This is a genomic window from Phenylobacterium sp. (assembly GCF_024508875.1).
Taxonomy (GTDB): Bacteria; Pseudomonadota; Alphaproteobacteria; order Caulobacterales; family Caulobacteraceae; genus Phenylobacterium.
On the sequence record NZ_JANINU010000002.1, the window covers coordinates 49,299 to 72,773 of the forward strand.

Here is a 23,475-nt window from a genome sequence, read left to right on the forward strand (position 1 = left end):
CAAGCGGAAGCTGCGGCTTGGGGCCGGACCGCGTGGGAATCCGCGGCCACCACGCCCGCGCCAAGCTCCACAAAAGGCCAGCGACCACCTATAGGAGGGCTATGGAGCTGAGACATATGCAGCAGGTGCTGGAGGTGTGCCGGGCCGGCGGCTTCACCGTCGCGGCCCGCAGGCTTCGGATTTCGCAGCCCACGCTGAGCAAGAGCATCGCCCGGCTCGAGGAACAGCTGAACGTCAAGCTCTTCGAGCGCCACCAGGGCGCGGCGCGTCCGACGCCGTACGGCGTCTTCGTGGCCGAGCGGGCGGAAAGCATTCTTCAGGACGCCGACGCCCTCACCCGCGATCTGCGCAACCTGGTGCGCGGGGAGACCGGGCGCCTCCGGATCGCCGTGGGCCCGGCGACGCGCCTGAAGCCGCTCCCCGAGTTCATGCATCTGCTATCCGAGCACTTCCCCAAACTGCTCGTGCAGACGGTGCAGGAGACCGGCGCGGGGGTGGCTCAGGTGCTCAGCCAGGGCAAGGTCGAGATCGCCTTCGCCTATTCCGAATACGCCGCCGACTACGGCGACCTCGTCCGCAAGAAGCTGTTCGAGGACCCGATCGTCTTCGTCGCCCGTCCCGGTCACCCCTTGGTCGGACGCCCCAAGCTTTCGCCCCGTGAGGTTCTGCAGCACCCGGTGGGACTGCCGGGCCTGACGCCTGGGCTGAGGGCTTGGGCCGGGCAACTCACCCGAGCCGAGGCCGACAACTTCACGGCCGTCGTCAGCCACGACTACGACCTGATCATCAAGCGCGCCATGCGCACCGATCTGATGACCGTCGGCGCGCGCTTCCTGTTCAGGGAGCAGCTCGACAAAGGCCAGTTGGTCGAGCTCGATACGACCCTCGATGTCGTCTACGCGTGCTGGATGCTGACGACCCGCACGCTCTGGAAGTCGCCGATGATCAAGATCGCGGCGAAGCTCGCCAAGACAGCCACGAACGCTCCACCCCGCGACGACGGCTGACGCGCGGCGCGTCCCCTTGTCAGGCCCGCTGGAGCGGCGGCAGGCGGTAGGTTCCGTTCAGGAAGTCGTCCTTGGGAAGGTACGCCCGCATCACGAGCGAGAACGGCAGCTGCGCGGGCGCGGGGAGCCAGTTCGCCGTCCTGGCTCCGCCCGGATTCTTTCGCGAAATCCAGATGTCCAGCGAGCCGTCGGCGCCATAGACGAGCCCGGGCGTGCGATCTCCGATGGCGTAGCGGCCAATCGCGTTCTCGGTGAAGAAGAACTGGCCGTTCGGTTCGGCCTCATAGAGGCTCAGCGACCAGAACGCGTTGACCGGCGGAAGCCGCCCCGCGCCGAACCGAAGCCGCCACACGGCGTCGCTGTCGAACGCGTTCGTTCCCTTATCATTGACAGGACGGGCATACATCGCCTCGACGCGCGTGAGGGTGCCGAGACCTCCCAGGGCGACCTGAGCCCGGTACCGATAGTCCTGGCCAAAGGCGCCCGAGCCATCCTTCGGATAGGCCCAGCCGTCGATGAGCGGGCCCGCGCGGCGAACGCCGATCACAGACCGGCGCGCATCGGCGACGCCAGCCGCGATCTCAGCCGCCTCGGCCGAGCTGAAGCGGCTCGGGTCGAAGCGCGTCCCGACGCCCAGGCCGAGCGGCGCGATCCGGCGGAGGAGCGCCGTGTCGGTCGCCGGCGGCGCGTTGTCGTTCAGCAAGGCCTGGACCGAGGCGAAGTAGGTCGGCCAGTCGGCGTCACGCGCCGCCGGCCGCTCCGGCGCCGGCGCCGTCGGGGCGTTCATCTCGAACCCATCCTGAACGGCGTGCGCCGCAGCGAGGTCGGCGGGGCCGTCCACCAGGACGCGCAAGGTGACCCAGCTCCAGCGGGTGGGGGAGCGGATCGCGAGAGGGTCGGAACTCGCCTGGCCCGGCCCGACGATCGTAAAGGTCCCGCCGCGCCCGCCCAAGGTCCGAGGGCTGAGGACCGCATAGTTGTTGCTGTACATGTCCATCATGGCCGCGGCGAAGTACCGGTCGCCGGTGGCCGGCACGGTGATCTTCGCCGGACCGCGAGACAGGTCCAGCCAGCAGATCGAATACAGCGTGTCGTTGTTGGGCGTGGTCACCCACCGCATCTCCGGCCCGGCAAGTTCGCGCTTGTGCGAGAAGCGGCCGACCGTCAGGCCATTGTCGAACTGCGCCGAGCGCGTGAGCGCCATCTCGATCAAGGCCAACCCGTAGAGCCAGGCTTCGGCCGCGGCGGCTCTCAGTCCCGTCGCCGCGGGGCCTTGGGCTTTCGTGTCAGGCAAAGCCTTTGGCGCGGCGGCTTGCGCACGCGCCCCCGTGCCGAGAGCGGCGCCCACAACCACTGCCGAACCAAGCAAATTTCGACGGTTCACGTCCCGCTCCCACAATTATCGCCTCGTCCATTGGGGCGACGGCTGCGCCGTTCTGAACCGCCTGGAGGCTTCGCGACGGAGCTAACAATCTTCGGACTCGCCCGACATTGGCGACGGTGACGCGTCATCATAGCTGCGAGCTATCATCGCCATTTCGGCTCACCGCATTCGCCATCCTGCTTTCCACGGTTCTGCATGGCTTCTCCGCTGCGTTCGCGCTCGAGCGCGCGACCTGCGAAAGGCAGACCGACTGACCCATGCAAGTTCGCCCGGATCGGACACCTCAGCGCCCGCCGCGCAGATTCGGCTTCGCCTCAGGGGCGGTGGTTGCCGCCCGAGCGTTGTCTGACCGATGACGAGAGAGGGTGCAGGCCTCGAAATGGACGCCTCACCGCTTCAGCGACGTCGCGGCCGGCTCCTCCCGCATGCGCTGCTGAATCGCGTCCTGACCGGCGGTGCCGGTTTTGAAAGCCTGCGCCAGGTGCTCCATGTAGGCCTCGCGCCGCTTCGGCGGCAGCATGATCTCCGCCGAGTCCACCACGGCGTCGATGAGGACCGGACCCTCGGTGGCGAAGGCGTCTTCCAATGCTGGGCCGATCGCCTCCGGATCTTCGACGCGGAGGCCGCGCACGCCCAGTCCGTCCGCCACCTTGGCGAAGTCCACGGGCGCGAGTTCGCACCCGAACTCCGGATTACCCAGGAACAGCATCTGCTCCCACTTGATCTGGCCCAGCGAGCCGTTGTTGATCACCACCACCTTGATCGGCAGGCGGTAGCGGGCCGCGGTGGCTAGCTCCGCCAGGCTCATGCTGAGCCCGCCGTCGCCCACCACCGCCACCGCCGTCCGGTCCGGATGGGCGATGCAGGCGCCGATCGCGTACGGCAGGCCGCAGCCCATCGACGCCAGCGTCCCGGAGACGCCGAACGTCTGGCCCTCGCGGATCATCAGGTACTGGGCGGCGAGGGCGGTGTTGAAGCCGCTGTCCGCGGCGATGATCGCGTCCGGCGGCAGGCGGCGGTTCAGCTCGAACACCACACGCTGCGGCTTCATCGGCTTGCCCGGGCGATGCGCCCCCTCCGCCAGCGCATCCAGCCATTCCCGCTTCCAGGCCTGCGCCTGCGCGAGGAAGCTTGGGTCCGTCCTGGCCTGCAGGCGGTCATTCAGCGCCCGCAGGCTGGCGGCCGCGTCACCCACCACGCCGACCTCGGCCGGGAAGCGCAGGCCGATCCGACGCGGGTCCAGGTCGATCTGCACCGCCCGCGCCTGGTCCGGCTGGGGGTAGTATTCGACGTAGGGGAAGTTCGAGCCCACGATCAGCAGCGCGTCGCAAGCTTCAAGCACCTGCTGCGACGGTCGCGCGCCCAGGTAGCCGACGCCGCCCGTGACGTACGGATGGTCGTCGGGAAGGACGGCCTTGCCCAGCAGCGCCTTCGCGATCGGCGCGCCCAGGAGTTCGGCGGTCCGCGCAAGCTCGGCGCCGGCGGCGAGCGCGCCCTGGCCCGCCAGGATCGCAACCCTGCGCCCGGCGTTCAGGACCTCCGCCGCTCCGGCGATCGCCTCGTCGTCCGGCAAGCGGGCGTTCTCGGTGTAGGTCACGCGCGGGTCGGCCTTGTGGCGGGGCGACGGCTCGTCGTTCTCCAGCGACTGCTCCTGCACGTCCGACGGGAAGGCCAGGTGCGCAACGCCCCTATCGGCCAGCGCGGCGCGGCAGGCCAGCGCCGTCGCCTGACGCACGTGCTGGGCGCCGTAGATGGCCGTCGTGTAGGCGGCCACGTCCTGGAACACCTTGGTATGGTCGATGTCCTGCTGCGTGTAGGTGCCGATGAGGTCGTGGTACGGCAACCCCGTGATCGCCAGCACCGGAGCGCGGTCGAACTTGGCGTCGTAGAGGCCCGTGAGCAGGTGCGTGCCGCCGGGCCCGGTGGTGGCGAGGCAGACCCCCAGCTTGCCGGTCCACTTGGCGTAGGCGACCGCCATGAAGGCGGCGGCTTCCTCATGACGCGCCTGGACGAACCGGATGCGGTCCTGGCGTGTGCGGAGCGCCTCCATGACGCCGTTGATGCCGTCGCCCGGCAGGCCGAAGATCACCTCCACGCCCCAGTCGATCAGGGCCTCGACGAAGATGTCGGACGCGGTCTGCGGCATCATACGCTCCTTCAGTCCCGCGCGTAGGTCCCGACAAGGACGCCCTTGGCGAGCACGTGGCCCTTCATCGCCGCGACGACGGCCGTCCGGCGCGGCGGCCGCTCGAACGACAGCGCACGGTCGAGGGCGAACAGCTGGAAGACATAGAGGTGCGGGCCGTGCCCGCGCGGGGGGTCGGGCGGAAGCCAAGCCGCCTGCAGGTACGAATTGCGTCCGAGCACTTCGTCCAGGCCGTCATGGCCCGGGCTGCGGAACTGACCCTCGGGCAGCGTCCGCAGGTCGGGCGGCAGGTCCCAGGCGAGCAGGTGGACGAGCGGCTCGGGCGTCGGGGCGTCGGGGTCCTCGACGATCAGCACCATGCCGACCGCTCCGCCCGGCGCGCCGTTCCAGGTCAGCGGCGGCGAGATGGCCTCCCCATCGGTCGTGAACCGGGACGGGATTGAGGTTCCGTCCTCGAAGGCGGGGCTGAGCAGCGAGATGGTCTCGGGCGCATCTGCGAAGTCCGCGGCCTCGCTGACCACCTTCTCGTACCCTGCACGGACGCCGCGCAGGGCATGGCCGACGCCGGCGGGGAGCTTCTCCAGCATCGGCTACGTCCGGCCCGAGCCGGGCTCCGAGAGCCCTCGGTGCATCTGCGCCGCCGCCGTGTCCGGCAGCATCTCCGCGCCGGCGGCCAGGGCTTTGTTTTTCAGGGTCGGGATGACCTTGTCCCTGTCGGCCATCAGGCCTTCGAAGGCGGCCTTGGCGACCGTCGCCGGATCGTCCTTGTGCTCCATCTGGCCTGCCTTGGTGTCCATCATCTCGGCGCGCTGGAAGAAGTTCGTATCGGTGATGCTGGGCATCAGGACGGTGACGCCCACCCCCGTGTCTTTCAGCTCGTTCCGCAGGGACTCGCCGAACCAGCGCAGGAAGACCTTCGTGCCGCCGTAGACCGCCTCGAATGGGTCCGGCATGGTGGCCGCGATCGACGAGGTGAAGAGGATCTTCCCCCGATCGCGGGCGACCATGTCCTTCAGCACGAACTTGGTGAGCGCCACGGCCCCGGTGATGTTCAGGTTGATCATGCGGATCTCCTTCTCGAGATCCGTCTCCGCGAACGGGCCGCCCAGGCCCACCCCCGCGTTCACGCAGAGGACGTCGACGGGCGCGGCAAGGCCGCGAATCCGCTCGTAAAGGGCGCGGACGCCCTCTTCCTGCGACAGATCCCCGGCGCAGATCTCCACCCGCACGCCGCCGAGGCTTTGGAGGGCGCCAGCCGCCTCCCGCAGGTGCGGTTCGTTCTCGGCGGCGAGCAGCAGGTCGTAGCCGTGCTCGGCGAACTGCCGCGCCAGTTCGTAGCCGATGCCGTTGGAGCCGCCGGTGACGACGGCAAGCGGGCGGACATCCTCAGGGGCTTCGCTCATGGGACTCTCCTGTCTGCGGGGAGCAAGCCAACGCGGGACCGGCGCGTTCCGCGATCCATCATTCGTAAAGGTCGTGCGCCGGTCCGCCGCAGCGAGGCGCGGCACCCTAGAGGATCGGCGCGCCGCCGGTGACGGCGTAGCGGCCACCGCTCATGTAGCTGCCCTCGTCCGACGCCAGCAGCACGTAGATGCCGGCCAGTTCCTTCGGCTGCCCGGCGCGCTTCAGCGGCGTGTCCTCTCCGAACGAGCGCACCTCCTCGGCGGGCATGGTCGACGGGATCAGCGGCGTCCAGATCGGACCTGGGGCCACCGAGTTCACCCGGATGCCCTTCTCGCCCAGCAACTGGGCGAGACCGGCGGAGAAGTTGGCGATCGCGCCTTTGGTGGTGGCGTAGGCGAGCAGGGTCGGCCGGGGCTTTTCCGAGTTCACGGAGCTGGTGTTGATGATCGAGGATCCCGGCTTCATGTGCGGGACCGCCGCCTTGCAGAGGTGGAACATGGCCGTGATGTTCACCGCGAAGGTCCGCTCCCACTCCTCATCCGGAATGTCCTCGAGGGTCTCGTAGGTCATCTGCTGAGCGGCGTTGTTGACCAGGATGTCGATGCCGCCCAGGTCCTCGACGGCCCGGTCGATGATCGCTCGGCAGTGGGCCTTGTCCGCGAGATCGCCCGGGACCAGCACGCAGCGGCGGCCGGCCGCCTCGACAAGACGCGCCGTATCCTTCGCGTCCTCGTCCTCGCAGAGATAACTGATCAGCACGTCCGCGCCCTCGCGCGCGAAGGCGATGGCCACCGCCTTGCCGATCCCGCTGTCGCCGCCGGTGATGACGGCGCGCTTCCCCTCCAGCCTGGCCGAGCCCCGGTAGGTGTCCTCGCCATGGTCCGGCCGTGGCCTACGATCCACCGCCCGAGATCATCGACTACGCGATGACCAAGGCCGGGATCATGAATCTGACCAAGTCGCTGGCGAAGCAGCTCGCGCCTCAGGGGATACGCGTCAACGCGGTCGCGCCGGGTCCGATCTGGACCCCGCTTCAGCCCGGCGGCGGGCAGCTTCCCGAGAAGCTGCCGCAGTTCGGCGGCGACACCCCGATGGGCCGCCCCGGCCAGCCGGCCGAACTCGCCTCGATCTACGTCCTCCTGGCTTCGAATGAGGACAGCTACACATCCGGGGCCATCTACGGCGCCACCGGCGCGCGCGGCGGTCCCTAGACGCGCGGGCGCTACGCTCCGGCTCGATGTTGGACGCGCCTGAGGGGGTGGCCCCCGCCCCCCCTCGCCTGCCCCATGCGCGCTCTGCCGAGGCCTATCCGGCAGCCTCCTGCGTAGCCGCGCTCTCGCCAGCCGGCGGCCTCCGTCGGGCGACGCTCAGCAGCGCGGCCCCGGCCAGCGCCGACGCCAGGGAGCCGGCCAGGACGCCGATCTTCACCTGGTCGTGAAGCGCGGGGTCGCGGAATGCAAGGAGGCCGATGAAGAGGCTCATGGTGAAGCCGATGCCGCACAGGACACTCACCCCATAGAGCTGGGCCCAGGACGCCGCCACCGGCAGCCGCGCCACGCCGACCCGGATCGCGAGCCACGCGGCGAGGAAGACGCCGACCTGCTTGCCGAGGAACAGTCCGGCCGCAACGCCAAGGGTCGCCGGCTCCATGAGGACCGACGGCGAGAGGCCGGCAAACGACACGCTGGCGTTAGCGAAGCCGAAGACGGGCACGATCAGGAACGCCACCCAGGGGGAGAGCGCGTGCTCCAGCCGGTGCAGCGGCGAGGTCATGTCGTCCGGCGCCCCCTTCGAGGCGCGCAGCGGTATGATCATCGCCAGCACGACGCCCGCGATCGTGGCGTGGCCCCCCGAGAGCAGGACCAGCCACCAGAGGCCGGCGCCGAGCATCAAGTAGGGTGCGAGGCGGACGACCTTGAGCCGGTTGAGACCGATCAGCAGGAGCACGGTGAGCGCCGCGCCGCCGAGCGCGGCGACGTCGATCCCGGCGGTGTAGAACACGGCGATCACGACCACGGCGACCAGGTCGTCGACAATGGCGAGCGTCGCCAGGAACACCTTCAGGCTCTTCGGAATGCGCGGGCCCAGGACGCTTCCCAAAGCACATGGAAGCGACCAGCTGCAACTAAATGTTCTCTTTTTGTTCTTGACAATTGCGCGCGTTTTTCAGATGTCTCAGTCAGCGTTGAGGCTTGCGGCCAAAGCCGCCCCCGAGCCGAGGCGCCTTCCTGAAACTACACCCGCGCCTATTCACGCACCCGGACGGCCCACAGAGATGACGATCATCGCCGAACTGCCACTCGATCTCGCAGGCCACGAGGAAAAGGTGGTGGTTCGGCTATTTGCGCCCGAAGGCCGCGCAACGGGCCCAGGCTGGGTCTGCAGATTTGAGGTCGGCGCGCCGATCTCCTACAGCCTTGATGTAGCAGGAGAATCTAGCCTTCAGGCTGTGGCGCTCGCTCTCAAAGGTTTGGCGGCCTGCCTCTACGGTTCGGACGAGTACAGGGCTGGCAAGCTGGGCGCCTACGGGGAGTTTGGGGGCTATCTCGGAATTCCAGCACCAAACATATTCCTGGATGACGCGCCCTATCCGTTCTGACGCAGTCAGCCGGCCGCGCTGGTGGTAGTGACGCTTCGTGCCCAGCACAAGCCGGGACCCGCCGCCTCTATTGTGCGCTACGAAACAGCGCCAACGACGCGGCCGGCGACGAAACCGGTGGTCCAGAGATCGCAAACGCTCCGGCGATCGCCGAGGTCCCATCGAACCGAAGCACCGGCTCCATCGGCTCGCCGACGATCCGTGCCAGGAGTTGCTGCCACTGGGCCAGCGCTGCCCGCTTCTCCCGGACGTAGGTGTTGGCGTCGTAGCGTTGCATAGACACCTGGGCGCCGCCGCCGGCGTCGTAGTGGCCGAACACCTTGCTGCGGATGAAAGGCGAGATGTTGAGGCGTTCGCTCGTCATCAGCGTCGAGCCGGTCCGCCGGATGTCGTGGATCGTGCCGTCCTCGATCGCGCACGCTCGCAGGACCGCGGTCAGCGCAACGTTCATGGAAGGCCCGTTCATGGACCTCGACGCGTCGACGCGGCCCAGGAAGACCTGGTCCGTCTTCAGGCCATCGTTCAACCGGATGGCATGCTCGATCAGGGAGATGGCCCAGGGCGAGAGTGGCACGATGTGGGCGCGCTTGCTCTTCATGCGGCTAGCCGGAATCGCCCAGACGCCATGCTCGAGGTCCAGCTCGGACCTAGCCATGCCCAGGACCTCGTTGCGGTGCTGAAGCAGCAGGAAGACCAACTGGATCGCGATGCGCATCGGCTGGCCGATCTGCACCAGGCTTCCATCACGCCGCTTGTCGGCGATGGTGTCCGGAATGATCAGGGTCTCCGGCTCGGCCACCCCGCTCCAGATCGCCTTGATCTCGGCGTCCGAGTAGACGCGCATCCTGACGTTTTCGGGCGCGACCGGCGCCATGTTGGCGATGAAGTTGAACGGGATCCGCTCTTCGTTGACCGCGTAGGTGAGCATCTGCCGGATGACGGCCTGGGCCTTCACCGCCTGAGACGTGACGCCTTTGTCGAGCATGCGTTCGAGGACCGATTTGATCGTCCGACGACTGAGCATATCGATGGGAATGTCGGCGAGCGGCCCCTCGACATGGACGCGATAGACCATCCGCTCGTGCTTCAGACTCGAGGCGCGCTGGGCCGATACCGACCCGCCTCGGTCGCTCTAAAATAGGCGGCCGCCAAGTCACCGAAGGTCTTGAGGTGTTCTGTGGACGCTTCGAGCTTGGCGATGCGGCGGGACATGGCGGGGTCGCCGCCTTCATCGACGAGCACCCGGGTCTTCCGCGCCGCCGCCCGGGCCTTCTTGACGCCGAACGCGGACGAATAGACGCCGAGCGTCACGCGCGCCTGGCGCCCTTCACGCGTGCGATAACGGAAGCTCCAGGACTTCCGGCCATCGCCGGAGACGCGGAGCTCCAGTCCCTTGGCGTCCTTGTCGAGGTTAGGATACCTGCCGGCCCTCGACGGGCTGAACATCCTCGCAGAATGCGGGCGTGAGCTTGGCTTTGGGCATGCGAAAATCTGTGACTTAGCTCCCAAATAGGTCACAAATCGCGGAAACTCAACTCCAGCGTGTGCAAACTCCTGAAAAGGTGATCTTAAATGTTTTCAGTAGATTAGGGTCGAAATGAACGATCCTGAAACAGCCTGCTACAGCCCCAGCACCATCTTCGCCATGATGTTGTGCTGGATCTCGTTCGAGCCCGCGTAGATCGAGGTCTTGCGGTAGTTGAAGTAGGTGGGCGCCACCGTGGCCGAGTAGTCCTGGCCGGCGCGGAAATAGTTGGCGCCGCCGTCCTTCAGGTGGCTCCAGGTGTCCTGCACGAACGGCTGGGCGTAGAGGCCGGCGGCCTCCAGCGCGAGCTCGGTGATCGCCTGCTGCATCTGGCTGCCTTCCAGCTTCAGCATCGACGAGACCGCGCCCATCGCGTCGCCGTTCGCCCGGCCGGCGAAGATGCGCAGCTCGGTGGCGTTCAGCGCCTCGACCTTGATCTCGACCTCGGAGAGCTTCTTGCGGAAGTCGGGGTCGCCCATCATCGATCCGCCGCCGTCCGACCGCTCGATGCCGGCGATCTTGCGCACCTTCTTGAGCTGGGCCTGCAGACCCGGCGCGTAGGCGTTGCCGCGCTCGAACTGCAGCAGGTACTTGGCGTAGGTCCAGCCTTCGCCTTCCTTGCCGATCCGGTTCGACACCGGCACGCGGACGTTGTCGAAGAAGGTCTCGTTGATCTCCTGCTCGCCCTCGGGCGGGCCGTCGAGCGTCACGATCGGGCGGATCGAGATGCCCGGCGTCTTCATGTCGATCAGCAGGAACGAGATGCCCTTCTGGCGGATGTCCTCGTTCGAGGTCCGAACCAGGCAGAACATCCAGTCGGCCCACTGCGCCAGCGTCGTCCAGGTCTTCGACCCGTTCAGGACATAGTAGTCCCCGTCTCGCTCGGCCTTCAGCGCCAGCGAGGCGAGATCGGAGCCCGAGCCCGGCTCGGAATAGCCCTGGCACCACCAGACGTCGGTGGAGAGGATCTTCGGAAGGTGCTGCTTCTTCTGCTCGTCCGTGCCGAAGGCCATCACCACGGGCGCGCACATCTTCAGGCCCATGTTCGACGTCGACGGCGCGCCGGCGAGGGCCATCTCCATGTCGAAGACGTACTTCTTGCCCAGGCTCCAGCCCGTGCCGCCGTATTCCACCGGCCAGTCGGGCGCGATCCAGCCCTTCTCGCCCAGCCGCTTCAGCCAGCGGACCTGGGCTTCCTTGTCGAGGTGGTTGTTCTTCGACTGCGAGAGCTTGGCCCGCATGTCGTCGTCGAACGCCTCGGCGATGAAGGCGCGGACCTCCTTGCCGAACTCCAGGTCCTCAGGAGAGAAATCCAGGTCCATGGCGATCAGCCCACGCCGTCGAGGTATTCGATCTCGGGGCGGCCGGCGAGGACCGCGGCGAACTTCGGCCCGGCGGCCTTGAAGTAGTCGGTGCCGCCATGATGCGTCAGGGCGTCCTGGTCCTTGTAGAGCTCCAGCACCTTGTAGACGTTGGGCTCGGTCCGGCTCTTGGTGAGCTGGTAGGCGATGTTGCCCGGCTCGTTGGCGCGCACCTGCCTCGCCAGTTCGGTGAAGAACGCCTCGAACTCGGGCCCCTTGCCCTCCTGAACCGGCAGCTTCGCGATCACGCCAATGGTCATGCCATCCTCCCAACGATTGTTTGAATGACGGTAGAGGCGCTGGACGGCGGGTTCAACTCCATTCCGCCAAGCGTGCGCGAACGGCCACCGGAAGGGCGCGACGAGCGATGAGGATGAAGGTCCTCGCCGACGCGAGGAGAGCGCTAGTTCCGCTCGTTCCAGCCGTAGGCCACCCAGTGGTGGCCGCCCAGGTGGCGGGCTTCGATCACGCCGTCGTCGCGGCGGCGGCGGGCGCGAACGGTGCGGCGGGCGCGCATGGCCAGGGCGGCGAAGCCCAGCAGGGCCGAGGTCATGACCGCGATCACCGCCACGGTGGCGGCCGCGAAGACCGCGAGAACCGCGCCGACGATGACGGCCCCGGTGGTGGCGAGGGCGGCGCCGACGGCGGCCAGGCTGCGAAGGGCGGAGCCCTCTTGCGCGGCGAAGTCCTTGACCATTTCAGCTCCTCAGCGGGCGCATGGGGCGCTCCGTGAAAGATACATGTCAGCACACTCGTTCCCGGCGTCAACCACGGAGACGTCGGAAAAGCGACCAAGAGCGGTCATGCCGCACCTTCCAGCGAGAGCGACTTCCGCTCGCGCTGGATCTGGTCGTAGGCGGCGTTGATGGCGGACGCCTTGGCCTCGGCGACCTCGACGAACTCGGCCGGCAGCCCGCGCGAGCGGGCGCGGTCGGGGTGCGCCTCGGCAAGCTGCGCGCGCCAGGCGGCCCGCACGTCGGCGTCCGAGGCGTCGGGCGCGACGCCCAGGATCACGTACGGATCGTCGTTGGCCGCGCCCAGGTGGGTGGCCTTCACCCTCCGGAAGGTCAGTGGCGACAGGCCGAACAGCTCCGACACCCGTTCCAGATAGGCCAGCTCGTCGCCGGTCACCACGCCGTCAGAGGCGGCGATGTGGAAGAGGCCGTCCAGCACGTCTTCCAGCAGTTGCGGGCACGCGCCGTACCGCTTGCGCAGCCGCCGGGCATAGCCCTCGAACCCGCGCGTCGTCTGCCGGGCGAGCTGATAGAGCCTGCGGATGTTGCCTTCGCTGGCGGGGTCGGCCTGGAAGACGGTGTGGAAGGCGTCGTACTCGGCCGCGTGCGCCTCGCCGTCGGCCTTGGCCAGCTTGGCGCCCAGCGCGGTGACGGCCGTGGAGAACGCGGGGTCTTCGCCGGGCAGGCCGGGCGGGCAGACATCGCATTCCGCCTCATCGACCTTGCGCGCTGCGAGGCCGGCTATTTTGCGCCAGAAGCTCATTTCGCTATGGCATGCCTTACGACCGCGGCGAGCCCGTGACAATCGCCCCGAGGAGTTAAGTTTTGGACAGGGTTTTCTCCTTCTGGATCGATCGCGGCGGCACGTTCACCGACGTGATCGGCCGCGCCGACGACGGCGAGGAGGTTTCGGCCAAGCTGCTCTCCGCCTCGCCCGCCTATCCCGACGCCGCCGTCGAGGCCATGCGCCGGATCCTCGGCGCGGAGCCAGGCCAGCCCTTCCCCGCCCATCGCGTCGCCGCGATCAAGATGGGCACCACCGTCGCCACCAACGCCCTTTTGGAGCGCGCGGGCGCCAAGACCCTGCTGGTGACCACCGCCGGCTTCGCCGACGCCCTGGCCATCGGCGACCAGGCCCGGCCGGACCTCTTCGCCCTCAACATCGAAAAGCCGGCGCCGCTCTACGCAGGCGTGGTCGAGGCCTCCGAACGGCTGGCGGCGGACGGATCGATCGTCGCCTCCCTCGATAAGCCCACGCTCAGGGCGCGGCTGGAGGCCGCCGTGGCCGAAGGCTTCACCTCGGCCGCCATCGCCTTCCTGCACGCCGACCTGAACCCCGAGCATGAGCGACAGGCAGGCGAGATCGCGCGCGCCGCCGGCTTCGGATTCGTCGCCTTGAGCTCCGAGGTCTCCCCCCTGCCCCGGTTCGTGCCGCGCGCCGAGACGACGGTGGCGGACGCCTACCTCACGCCCGTCCTGCAGGCCTATGTCCGCCGGGTAGCCGACGCTGTGGCCGGGGCGCCGCTCTACTTCATGACGTCGGCTGGCGGGCTCGTCCGCGCCGAAGCCTTCCGAGGCCGCGACGCCGTGGTGTCCGGGCCCGCTGGCGGCGTGGTCGGCGTGGCGCGCACGGCGACCCACGCCGGCGCCGAGGCGGTGCTGGGCTTCGACATGGGTGGCACCTCCACCGACGTGTGCCGGTTCGCGGGCGCCCTCGAACGGCGGGACGCGGCCCAGGTCGCCGGCGTGAAGCTCCGCAGCCCCATGCTGGACGTCGAAACCGTGGCGGCCGGCGGCGGCTCGGTGCTGACTTTCGACGGCATGCGCGCCCGGGCAGGCCCGGCCAGCGCCGGCGCCGATCCCGGCCCCGCCTGCTACGGCCGCGGCGGTCCGGCCGCGGTGACCGACGCGAACCTGGTGCTCGGCCGCCTCGACCCGCGTTTCTTCCCCGCCGTGTTCGGCCCTGACGGCGACGCCCCTCTCGATCCCGCCGCCAGCCGCGCCCGCCTGGCGTCCCTCGCCGAGGCCATGGGCGCGGACAGCCTCGAAGCGGCCGCCGAGGGGTTCGTCGCCGTGGCGGTCGAGCAGATGGCCCAGGCGGTGCGCCGCATTTCCACCGAACGGGGCTTCGATCCGCGCGAACACGCCCTGGTCGCCTTCGGCGGCGCCGCCGGCCAGGTCGCCTGCCAGACCGCGGAAGCGCTGGGCGTGGGCGAGGTGCTCTGCCCGAAGTACGGCAGCGTCCTGTCTGCCTGGGGCATCGGCCAGGCCCAGGTGACCGCCCTGCGCCAGGTCGGCGTCGAGGCGCCCCTGGCGGGCGGGCTGGACGTCGCGAGGGCTGCCTTGGCCGCCGTGGAGGCCGAGGCCCGCGCCGACATGGCCGCCCAGGGCGCGGAGGCCGGCGACATCCGCCGCACCCTGCGCCTGCGCTACGACGGCGCCGACGCCGAACTTCCGGTTCCCCTGACCGACGAGGCCGCCGCGAAGGCGACCTTCGAACAGGCCCACCAGCGCCTGTTCGGCTTCATCGAGCCCGACCGCCCGATCCTGATCGCCGCGGTCGAGGCGGAGGCTTTCGACGGACCTTCTCCCCTTGCGGGAGACGGTGGCGGCCGCAGGCCGACGGATGAGGGGTCGCGCGGACAGGGGAGCGAAGCCCCTCACCCGGCCCGCTCCGCGGACTACCTTCTCCCGCAAGGGGAGAAGGTCTCCATGTACGCCCAAGGCGCATGGCATGACGCCCCCGTCGTCCCGGCCGAAACGCTCACCGCCGTCGACGGCCCCGCGCTCGTCGTCCGCGCCGACACCCAGATCGCGCTCCTCCCCGGCTGGCGCGCCGCGGCCGAGCCCGGCGGCCTCATCCGCCTTTCCCGCACGGCCGCCGCCGCGCGGCAGGCCATCGCCCTCGACAGGCCCGACCCGGTCACCCTGGAACTCTTCAACCGCCGCTTCATGGGCGTGGCGGAGGCCATGGGCGCGGCCTTGGAGCGCACGGCGCACTCGGTGAACATCAAGGAGCGGCTCGACTTCTCCTGCGCGCTCTTCGACGCCGATGGCGGCCTGGTCGCCAATGCGCCGCATATGCCCGTGCACCTGGGCTCCATGGGCGCCAGCGTGCGCGCGGTCCGCGACCGCCACCCCGACCTCAAGCCGGGACAGGCCTTCGCGCTCAACAACCCCTACGCCGGCGGCACCCACCTGCCCGACATCACCGTCGTCATGCCGGTGTTCATGGCCGACGGGGACGCTCAGGCCAGCTTCTATGTCGCCGCACGCGGCCACCACGCCGACGTGGGCGGCATCCAGCCCGGCTCCATGCCGCCCTTCTCGAAGACCATCGAGGACGAGGGCGTGCTGCTGGACGCGCTGCCCATCATGGCGGACGGCCGGTTCCTCGACGCCGAGGTCCGCGCCGCACTCGCCAGCGGTCCTCGTCCCGCCCGCGCGCCCGACCGCAACCTCGCCGACCTCAAGGCCCAGGTCGCCTCGTGCCAGGCCGGCGCCGCGGCGGTCGCCGAGATGATCCGAAGCTACGGCGCGGACGCCGTCGCCCGCTACATGGGCTTCGTGCAGGACAACGCCGCCGAGGCCGTCCGCCGGGCCGTGGGCAAGCTGTCGGACGGCGAGGCCCGCGTCCCGATGGACGGCGGCGGCGAGATCGTGGTGCGGACCAAGGTGGACGCCCAGGCCCGCGAGGCGATCCTCGACTTCACCGCCAGCGCCGACCAGCTCGGCTCCAACTTCAACGCCCCCTCGGCCATCGTCGACGCCGCGGCGCTCTACGTCTTCCGCACCCTGGTGGACGACGACATCCCGCTGAACGCCGGCTGCCTGAAACCGCTGAAGATCCTGACGCGCGACGGCTCGATGCTGGCGCCGCACCCGCCGGCCGCGGTCGTGGCCGGCAACGTCGAGACAAGCCAGCACGTGGTCGACGCGCTCTATGCGGCGCTGGGGGTGACGGCCAACGCGCAAGGCTCGATGAACAACTTCACCTTCGGCGACGAGCAGCGGCAGTACTACGAGACCATCTGCGGCGGCGCGGGCGCCACGGCCACCGACGACGGCGCCAGCGCGATCCACACGCACATGACGAACTCGCGCCTCACCGATCCGGAAATCCTGGAGCGCCGCTTCCCCGTCCGCGTCGAGCACTTCGGCGTGCGGCGCGGCTCGGGCGGCGCCGGCGCGCACCGAGGCGGCGACGGGGCGGTGCGGCGGATCCGGTTCCTGGCGCCGATGGAGGCCGCGCTTCTGTCCTCGCGTCGCGACCACGCGCCTCAGGGCCTGGCCGGCGGATCGCCGGGACTGCCCGGCCGGCAACGCTTGATCGCGGCGTCGGGCGCTGTCAGTGAACTTCCTGGCTGCTTCTCCGTTACGGTGGAGCTTGGCGACGCAATCCAGATCGAAACGCCCGGGGGCGGCGGGTTCGGCCCCACGAACTAGGTTCGGCGCAAAGCTGCCAAAATCACTGACCACAAGGCTCTGAATGACTGCTCTCGCCATCGCGCTCGCCCTGTTCGCCCAAGCCCCGGAGGGCGCTGCGCCCACGGCCGAGACCCCCGCGGCCGAGGAGCGCCTGCCCGCCGGCGCGCCGCGCGACGACTACCAGTTCGTGGCCTGGTGCTACGGCGCCCTGCGCGGCTACCTCGACATGCACGACGAGATGATGCCCGAGGTCACCCGCATCGAGAGCCAGTTCCGCAAGCCGGGCACAAAGCTGGAGGACGACCTGAAGGTCTATGCCGACATGCAGAAGACCGGGAAGACCCAGCTCAAGACCTTCCAGGCCGCTCTCACCGCCGCAGAGAAGGCGTCCGTGCGCCCGATCAACATGCTCGGCGCCAACGCCGTGCGCCAGGGCCGCCAGATCTGGAACGCCGGGCCCGACGTCACCAAGGCCCGCAAGGCCCAGGAATGGATGAGCTGGAGCCTCCCGGCCCGCTGCGAGACCGTCTCGGCCTCGCTTGAGGCCCGCGCCAAGCTGATGGGCGCCACCTTCAAGGTGAACGAGGAAAGCGCGCCGCCTGCCGAGGCGGCTCCCGCCCCCGAGCCTGCACCGGCCGACGCGCCCCGGCCCGAGACGCCGCCGGCGCCGCCGAACCCAACCCGCTAACGCCGCCTTCACCGCCGGGCCGAGACACTCGGACCCATGTTCGAGCTGCTCGCGCTGTATCTGCTGGTCATCAACGCCGCGACCTTCGCCGCCTTCGCCCTCGACAAGCGGGCGGCGACGCGGCGGGCGTGGCGCATCCCCGAGCGCCGGCTGCTGATGATGGCCGCGCTGGGCGGCTCGCCGGCGGCGCTCACGGCCCAGCAGGCCTTGCGCCACAAGACGCGCAAGGAGCCGTTCCGCACCTCGCTTTGGCTGATCGTCGCGGCGCAGGCGGCCGTACTCGGCTGGACCGCCTATCGCGCGCTGAGATAGCGCGCCAGCCGATCCAGCCCCGCGGCGTTCTTCTCGGGCCGTGCGGCGAAGCACCAGCGCAGCCAGCCCTCCCCCTCGGGCCCGAAGGCCGCGCCCGGGGCGAGGCCGAGGCCGGCCTTCGCGATCAGGTCCTTCGCCAGCGCCAGCGAGTCCGTGCAGCCCTCGACGCGGAAGAAGGCGTAGAGCGCGCCGTCGGGCGTCGGGGCCTCGACACCGGCAAGCTGGCGCAGCGCGCCGATCACCTGGTCCCGCGCCGCCGCCAGTTCGGCCTTGAGCTCGGCCACCACGGGTTCTCCCTGTTCAACAGCCACCTTCGCGCCTTCCTGGATGAAGTCGGGCGCGCAGGAGGTGTTGTACTCGACGAGCACGCCCAGGCTTTCCATCAGCGTCGGCGGAACCACCATCCAGCCCAGCCGCCAGCCGGTCATCCGCCAGGCCTTGGAGAAGCTGTTCACCCCGATCAACCGATCCTCGGCCGTGGCCAGCGGCAGGAACGACGGCGCGGACGGCCGGTCGAACGCCAGGCGCTCGTAGACGTCGTCGCAGATCAGCCAGATGCCATGCTTGCGGCAGCGTTCCAGGATCGCCGCCCGATCCTCCGCCGGCAGCATCCAGCCCGTGGGATTGTTCGGCGAGTTCAGGATCAGCGCGCGGGTGTCGGGTGTCAGCGCCGCCATCAGCCGGTCCATGTCGAGCCGCCAGCGCCCCTGCCCCGCCTCGACCGGCACGACCTCGACGCTGCTGGACAGGATCTTCGGGATCTCGACCACGTTCGGCCAGATGGGTCCGGCCACCACCGTCCGGTCCCCGGGCGACAGCACCAACTGCGCGGCCAGCATCAGCGCGTTCACCCCGGCGCTGGTCACCGCCACCCGCTCCGCCCCGACAGGCGCGCCGTGCAGCCCTGTCAAATACCGCGCCAGCGTCTCGCGCAGGTCGGGCCGCCCCAGGTTGTGGGTGTAGTAGGTCCGCCCCGACAGCAGCGCCTCGGCCGCGGCCTGGCGGATGAAGTCCGGCGTCGGCCGGTCGCCCTCGCCGAACCAGAACGCCAGGATGTCGTCCCGCCCCATGCCGGCGTTGGCCACCTCGCGGATCTTCGACATCCGGAGGTCCAGGACTTCCTGGCGAGGCTGGGCGGGGAACATCGTCGCTAGTTGCTACACCTTCCGCTTCTGCGCCAGCGCCGTGCAGCTCGCCGAGCCGATATGGCCCTGCTCGTCGTGCAGCAGGCAGTCGCCCACCGCCACGCCGTCGGTCGCGCCGTGGGTCAGACTCTCGAAGCCGATCCACTCGCCCACCGGCTCGCGGTGCAGGTACACCGTGATGTCGGTGTTGATGTAGCCCAGGCCCTGGTCGCCGACGTGGGCGAAGGGGCTGGCGAAATCCGCCGCGACGGCCACCCGCACGAACGGGGTCAGGGCGTCGCCGTCCACCACTTCGCGCACCTCGGCCATCCACAGCCGGCGCGGTTCGACCCCGCGCATCTGGCCCGAGATCGGCTTCACCTTCCACATGCCGCCCATTGGGCTCTCGGGCGCCTGGGGCACGTCGTCGGGGTGCGGCGCGCCCCACGGCTCGCGCTTCCAGACGTTACCGGGCGGGTTCTCCGTCTTGCGCAGCAACTGGCAGGTGGCCCGGCCCGCGCTGATCCCGCCCGAGATGAACTCGGCGTCGATCACCTTGATGCGGTAGCCGTCCTTGACCGTGCGGGTGACGATCTCGACCGGCGACAGGTCGGGCAGCTTGTACATGTCGACCGTCAGGCGGGCGGGCATGTACTCGGGCGAGCCGTGGCGCTTCTCGATCTCGGCGCCCAGCAGGCCGATGATCACGCGGCCATGCAGCGAGTTCTTGTCCCACGGGCCGATGCCGGCGGCGGTCGGGACGAAAAGATCGCCGTCTTTTCGAAAGAAAGGTTCGTTCTTCATGCGGGCCGGACCATGCCGGAACCGCTCAAGCTTGGGTAGTCGTCTCCGTGCTCGGCTCGTTGCGGGCCAGGATCGCGGTGACCGCCATGTCGCCGGACACATTGCCCAGGGTGCGGAAGATGTCGGGCGCCACCTCCACCGCCAGCAGGATCGGCAGCAGCTCGATCGGCAGGCCCAGCGCGATGCAGATCGGCGCCACGCTGACGATGAACGAGACCTGCCCCGGCAGGCCGACCGACCCCACGCTCACCGCCAGGGCCACGAACACCGCGCCGGTGTACTGCAGCATCGAGGGCTGCAGCCCGTAGACGTGGGCGACGAAGACGCAGACCGCCAGGTTCACCGCCGGGCTGGTCATGCGGAAGACCGCCACCGCCAGCGGCAGGACCAGGTTAGCGATCCGCTGCGGCACGCCCAGGTCGTCGCGCGACCGCTCGATCATGGCCGGCAGACAGGCCAGAGACGACTGCGTCGCGAACGCGGTGGCCAGCACCGGCGAGGTCGCCTGCGCCCAGCGCCCCAGCGGGACGCGCCCGACGGCCACGGCTAGCACATAGGCCACGATCGCGATCACGAACCCGGCCAGCGAAGCCACCACGATGTACTGGCCCAGCACGCCGGCCGCGCCCACCCCGGCTCGCAGGCCCACGCCCAGGCCCAGGGCGAACACCCCGATCGGCGCGGCCAGCAGCACCCAGCGCACGATGACGATCATCGCCTCGCCCAGCGCCTGGAACACCTCGAGCAGCGTGCGCCCCTTGCCGTCGGCGAGTCGGGTCAGGGCAAAGCCCACGAACACGGCGAACACCACCACCGGCAGCACCGCGTCCTCGGCCGCCGCCTTGATCGGGTTGGACGGGGCCAGGCTCTTCACCCACGCCACGAAGTCGGGGGCCGTCGCGACGCCGGCGGCGGGCGCCTGGGCCCCCGCGCGCAGGGCGATCGCCGCCGTCTCGCTCACCGGCCAGGCCGCCAGGACCGCGTTGCACAGCACCACCGAGACGGTGGCCGAAAGCAGCAGCAGCCCGACGAACCACAACACCGCTCGCGCCGCCAGCCGGCCCGTGGCCGCCGCGTCCGAGACCTGGGCGATGCCGGTCACCAGCACAGCGAAGATCAGCGGCACCACCGTCATGCGCAGGGCGTTGAGCCACAGGCCGCCCAGGGCCTCGATCCCCTCGATCACCTGCCGGGCGATGTCGCCCCCGTAAGCGGCCGCGAATGCGCCCACCGCGACGCCGGCCGCCAGCGCGATGAGGACCTGGACACTCAGGGATCGGAGAAACTTCAAGACGCGACGGCTCCATATGGAGGCGCGATCTGGCCCGGCGGGCGGGCGCACCGCAAGCGCCTAGGGCCTTACCTTCTCAAATGAGATCGTTTGACGGCCAAAAGGCAGCGCCGGCGTCAGCGGGCGGGGGGCTGGTAGCGGACGGACAGGGAGACGGGCGCGGTCCCGTCGGCGCCGCGCAGCCGTTCGGCCACGGCGTGCAGGGCTTTTTCCTGGTCGGCGAACCGGCCCAGCTCGCAATCCTTCTGGCGGACGATCCACTCGTCGACGCCCTCGACAACCTCGAAGCGCATTCTGCGTCCTCTCTTGGAGCGCGCGCTGTAAGGGCCGGGGGCAGACACAACAATGGCGCGCATCGTCGCACGGGCCCTACCGCAGGCGGATCGGGACCTCGACGTCGCAGATGCTGAACGCCGCGCCGCGTTCACGCTTCAAGGCCGCCACCTTGGCTTGGAAGGCCGGGCCGCGCGTCTCGGCCACCTCGATCCTGGGCCGCTCGGCCTCGGGAATATCGGCCAGCACCCGCACCTTCAGCATCAGGTCCGGCATCTTCGGCGGCTCGCCCACGGCCACGCCCTGGATCGCCTCGCGCCCCGCCACCACCCGGCCCACGACGGTGTACTCGTGGTCCAGCCGCCGGGCCGGCGCGCGCATGAAGAAGATCTCGCTGTTGGCGCTGTCCGGGGCGGCCTGGCGGCCCATGCCGACGACGCCCGCGCAGTAGGCGCCCCACCCGCGCAGGCGGGTGTCGCTCCCGCGGGCCTGCTCGCCCGACGACACCGCCTGGAACGGCGTGGCCCCCACGAAGCCCTCCCGCGCGTCGCTGCGCTCGACCGCCACGGCCGCCAGCTCGGGCGCGATCCGGAAGCTGAACTCGGGCGGCAGATCCGGATGGGCCGACGTCCCGCCGTCGCGGTTGTCCGGGTTGCCGGTCTGGGCGACGAAGCCGTCGATGACGCGGTGGAACTGAAGCCCGTTGTAGACCCCTTCCCGTGCCAGCAGCCTGATGCGCTCCACGCCCTTCGGCGCGAACTCGGGCCGAAGCTCGACGATCACTTGGCCCTTGGTCGTGCCGATGACCAGCGTGTTCTCCGGATCCAGCGGCCGCCAGTCGGGTTCGGGAGCCGCGCCCATCAGCCCAACCGCCGCCGCCGCGATCCCCAATGCGCGAACCATCCGCCCCTCCCAGCCGAGGCCAGAGAGGGGCAGGCGATCCGTCTGCGGTCAATACTTCCGGCAGAGCAGGTCGCGCAGGACGCTGGACCGGCCCACGAATTGACCTTCCGGTCCGACCGCCTCGCGGGCGCGCTCGCTGGAGTCGTACCAGACGGCCGGCCCCAGGCCCTGGCGGCGGCAATACATGTCCGCGCCGCGACTGCCCGCCGCGACGTCCACGCCGCCCAGCGTCGGCCGCGGGAAGAAGACGGTGACCGTCCCATCGACCCCGCGCCCGTCCGGCCGGCCGGGGAAGCCCGGTCCGGGTCCAGGCCCAGGACCAGGCCCGGGACCGGGGCCGGGGCCGGGTCGGCCGCCCACCGGCTCGATCGACGAGACCTGCGCCATCAGGCCCAGGGTGTGCAGGTTGGGCACCTCGCCGCGCACCTCCTGGCAACGGCCCCTGAAATCGTCATGCTCGCAGATCAGCCAGCGCCCCTCGAAGCGCGCGCTCTGGGCGCGGTCGTTGAAGCGCCACTTGCCGAGGTCCGGCGCCGACTGGGTGATGGTCACCGCGTTCCCCTGGAAATTCGGCTGGTCGTACAGCGTGGCCGAGCCGCCGCGGAACGGCTGGGCCTCGGCGGCGCCCGCCACGGTCAAGGTCGCCAGGGCCAAGGTCGCCAGGGCGGCGGTGCAGAATGTCTTGCTCATCTCGAATGGCCTCCAGCCGGTTGCCGCGCCAATGGAGCTTCGCCGTAATGAACCGCGGCTGAAGGGCGTCCGCAGGCTTCCGTCAGCCACGCTCGATTGCTTCCGTTTCCGACGCAATCTTCTGCATTGAAGCCCGTTTATCGCCGGAATGCCGGCATTATCTTCTTCCTCGAACGGCGCGGCGACCCGCGCCAAAGGGAGAGTAGGAATAGCGACATGATCGACCGCAGACCCTTCGCGCGCCTCGGCGGCGCCGACCATGGCTGGCTCAAGGCCCGCCACCACTTCTCGTTCGCCAACTACTACGACCCGCAGAACATGGGGTGGGGCCCGATCCGGGTGTGGAACGACGACGAGATCGCCCCCAATTCCGGCTTCCCGCCGCATCCGCACGCAGACATGGAGATCGTCACCTACGTCCGCACCGGCGCGATCACCCACCGCGACAGCCTGGGCAACGAGGGCCGCACGGCCGCCGGCGACGTCCAGGTGATGAGCGCGGGCACGGGCATCCGTCATGCCGAGTACAACCTCGAGCCCGAGACCACGACGCTGTTCCAGATCTGGATCGAGCCGACCGAACGCGGCGGCAAACCCGGCTGGGGCGCCCGGCCCTTCCCGAAGGGCGACCGCGCCGGCAAGTTCGTGACCCTGGCCAGCGGCCTGCCCGGCGATGAGGACGCCCTGCCCATCCGGACCAACGGGCGCGTGTCGGGCGCGACCCTCAAGGCCGGCGAGACCACCGAGTATGTGCTGGGCAAGGACCGGCACGCCTATCTGGTGCCGGCGGTCGGTGCCGTGG

24 protein-coding genes and 1 pseudogene are annotated in these 23,475 nt (G+C 69.7%); 7 read left to right on the plus strand and 18 right to left on the minus strand.

Annotated features, from left to right (window positions below; translation table 11 throughout):
* Positions 1-101 precede the first annotated feature (101 nt).
* The gene (locus tag Q0L11_RS00580) at positions 102-1,007 is read left to right on the plus strand and encodes a LysR family transcriptional regulator (protein ID WP_296594895.1); all 906 of its coding nucleotides are present in this window, start codon (positions 102-104) and stop codon (positions 1,005-1,007) included.
* Between the two features lie 19 nt (positions 1,008-1,026).
* Here the strand turns inward: Q0L11_RS00580 and Q0L11_RS00585 are convergent, their stop codons facing one another.
* The 5 genes from Q0L11_RS00585 to Q0L11_RS00605 form a co-directional block, all read right to left on the minus strand.
* Positions 1,027-2,301: a DUF1254 domain-containing protein gene (locus Q0L11_RS00585; RefSeq protein ID WP_296594896.1), complete on the minus strand. Its 1,275-nt coding sequence runs from the start codon at positions 2,299-2,301 to the stop codon at positions 1,027-1,029.
* Between the two features lie 478 nt (positions 2,302-2,779).
* Positions 2,780-4,537, minus strand: a complete 1,758-nt coding sequence (locus Q0L11_RS00590; protein ID WP_296594897.1) for a thiamine pyrophosphate-dependent enzyme — start codon at positions 4,535-4,537, stop codon at positions 2,780-2,782.
* A gap of 11 nt (positions 4,538-4,548) precedes the next feature.
* Entirely contained in the window at positions 4,549-5,124 is a 576-nt protein-coding gene (locus Q0L11_RS00595) for a YbhB/YbcL family Raf kinase inhibitor-like protein (protein ID WP_296594898.1), read from the minus strand.
* 3 nt (positions 5,125-5,127) lie between these two features.
* Entirely contained in the window at positions 5,128-5,940 is an 813-nt protein-coding gene (locus Q0L11_RS00600) for an SDR family oxidoreductase (protein ID WP_296594899.1), read from the minus strand.
* 106 nt (positions 5,941-6,046) lie between these two features.
* Positions 6,047-6,844 carry an SDR family oxidoreductase gene (locus tag Q0L11_RS00605; RefSeq protein ID WP_296594900.1) on the minus strand — a complete coding sequence of 266 codons (798 nt, stop codon included), beginning with the start codon at positions 6,842-6,844 and terminating at the stop codon, positions 6,047-6,049.
* Between Q0L11_RS00605 and Q0L11_RS00610 the strand changes: the two genes are divergently transcribed.
* A complete protein-coding gene (locus Q0L11_RS00610) occupies positions 6,829-7,152 on the plus strand; it encodes an SDR family oxidoreductase (protein WP_296594901.1) in 324 nt (107 codons plus the stop codon). The two genes, Q0L11_RS00605 and Q0L11_RS00610, sit on opposite strands and share 16 nt — an antisense overlap.
* Before the next feature lie 94 nt (positions 7,153-7,246).
* Here Q0L11_RS00610 and nhaA read toward each other — a convergent pair.
* A pseudogene (gene nhaA / locus Q0L11_RS00615) lies at positions 7,247-8,044 on the minus strand (Na+/H+ antiporter NhaA); the annotation flags it as partial.
* Positions 8,045-8,216: 172 nt separating this feature from the next.
* On the opposite strand from nhaA, the gene Q0L11_RS00620 reads away from it, so the two are divergent.
* On the plus strand, positions 8,217-8,540 hold the full coding sequence (locus Q0L11_RS00620; protein ID WP_296594902.1) for a hypothetical protein: 324 nt from the start codon (positions 8,217-8,219) through the stop codon (positions 8,538-8,540).
* 67 nt (positions 8,541-8,607) lie between these two features.
* On the opposite strand, the gene Q0L11_RS00625 is transcribed toward Q0L11_RS00620, so the two are convergent.
* The 6 genes from Q0L11_RS00625 to Q0L11_RS00650 form a co-directional block, all read right to left on the minus strand.
* A complete protein-coding gene (locus Q0L11_RS00625) occupies positions 8,608-9,615 on the minus strand; it encodes a site-specific integrase (protein ID WP_296594903.1) in 1,008 nt (335 codons plus the stop codon).
* A gap of 11 nt (positions 9,616-9,626) precedes the next feature.
* Positions 9,627-9,986, minus strand: a complete 360-nt coding sequence (locus Q0L11_RS00630; protein ID WP_296594904.1) for an Arm DNA-binding domain-containing protein — start codon at positions 9,984-9,986, stop codon at positions 9,627-9,629.
* A 174-nt stretch (positions 9,987-10,160) separates the two neighbouring features.
* Entirely contained in the window at positions 10,161-11,387 is a 1,227-nt protein-coding gene (locus Q0L11_RS00635; RefSeq protein ID WP_296594905.1) for an acyl-CoA dehydrogenase family protein, read from the minus strand.
* 5 nt (positions 11,388-11,392) lie between these two features.
* Entirely contained in the window at positions 11,393-11,686 is a 294-nt protein-coding gene (locus tag Q0L11_RS00640; protein ID WP_296594906.1) for a putative quinol monooxygenase, read from the minus strand.
* 143 nt (positions 11,687-11,829) lie between these two features.
* On the minus strand, positions 11,830-12,123 hold the full coding sequence (locus Q0L11_RS00645) for a hypothetical protein (RefSeq protein WP_296594907.1): 294 nt from the start codon (positions 12,121-12,123) through the stop codon (positions 11,830-11,832).
* A gap of 104 nt (positions 12,124-12,227) precedes the next feature.
* The gene (locus Q0L11_RS00650; RefSeq protein WP_296594908.1) at positions 12,228-12,923 is read right to left on the minus strand and encodes a DnaJ family molecular chaperone; all 696 of its coding nucleotides are present in this window, start codon (positions 12,921-12,923) and stop codon (positions 12,228-12,230) included.
* Positions 12,924-12,985: 62 nt separating this feature from the next.
* Here Q0L11_RS00650 and Q0L11_RS00655 point away from each other — a divergent pair, with 62 nt between their 5' ends.
* The 3 genes from Q0L11_RS00655 to Q0L11_RS00665 are packed head-to-tail and all read left to right on the plus strand — an operon-like array spanning position 12,986 to position 17,588.
* Positions 12,986-16,606 (plus strand): hydantoinase B/oxoprolinase family protein, encoded by a 3,621-nt coding sequence (locus Q0L11_RS00655; protein WP_296594909.1) that lies wholly within the window; start codon positions 12,986-12,988, stop codon positions 16,604-16,606.
* A gap of 43 nt (positions 16,607-16,649) precedes the next feature.
* Entirely contained in the window at positions 16,650-17,276 is a 627-nt protein-coding gene (locus Q0L11_RS00660) for a hypothetical protein (RefSeq protein ID WP_296594910.1), read from the plus strand.
* Positions 17,277-17,312: 36 nt separating this feature from the next.
* Entirely contained in the window at positions 17,313-17,588 is a 276-nt protein-coding gene (locus Q0L11_RS00665) for a DUF1294 domain-containing protein (RefSeq protein WP_296594911.1), read from the plus strand.
* On the opposite strand, the gene Q0L11_RS00670 is transcribed toward Q0L11_RS00665, so the two are convergent.
* The 6 genes from Q0L11_RS00670 to Q0L11_RS00695 all read right to left on the minus strand — a co-directional run bounded on the left by Q0L11_RS00670 (position 17,570) and on the right by Q0L11_RS00695 (position 22,673).
* Positions 17,570-18,691: a pyridoxal phosphate-dependent aminotransferase gene (locus Q0L11_RS00670; protein WP_296594912.1), complete on the minus strand. Its 1,122-nt coding sequence runs from the start codon at positions 18,689-18,691 to the stop codon at positions 17,570-17,572. The genes Q0L11_RS00665 and Q0L11_RS00670 overlap by 19 nt on opposite strands.
* Before the next feature lie 54 nt (positions 18,692-18,745).
* Complete coding sequence (locus Q0L11_RS00675) at positions 18,746-19,516, minus strand: acyl-CoA thioesterase domain-containing protein (RefSeq protein WP_296594913.1); 771 nt, start codon at positions 19,514-19,516, stop codon at positions 18,746-18,748.
* Between the two features lie 25 nt (positions 19,517-19,541).
* Positions 19,542-20,807, minus strand: coding sequence for a cation:dicarboxylase symporter family transporter (locus Q0L11_RS00680; RefSeq protein WP_296594914.1), 1,266 nt, complete (start codon positions 20,805-20,807; stop codon positions 19,542-19,544).
* A 116-nt stretch (positions 20,808-20,923) separates the two neighbouring features.
* Entirely contained in the window at positions 20,924-21,100 is a 177-nt protein-coding gene (locus Q0L11_RS00685) for a hypothetical protein (protein WP_296594915.1), read from the minus strand.
* 76 nt (positions 21,101-21,176) lie between these two features.
* Complete coding sequence (locus Q0L11_RS00690; protein ID WP_296594916.1) at positions 21,177-21,983, minus strand: peptidylprolyl isomerase; 807 nt, start codon at positions 21,981-21,983, stop codon at positions 21,177-21,179.
* Positions 21,984-22,031: 48 nt separating this feature from the next.
* On the minus strand, positions 22,032-22,673 hold the full coding sequence (locus Q0L11_RS00695) for a beta/gamma crystallin-related protein (RefSeq protein WP_296594917.1): 642 nt from the start codon (positions 22,671-22,673) through the stop codon (positions 22,032-22,034).
* A 216-nt stretch (positions 22,674-22,889) separates the two neighbouring features.
* Between Q0L11_RS00695 and Q0L11_RS00700 the strand changes: the two genes are divergently transcribed.
* The coding region (locus Q0L11_RS00700) for a pirin-like bicupin family protein (RefSeq protein ID WP_296594918.1) at positions 22,890-23,475 on the plus strand (586 nt) is incomplete at its 3' end.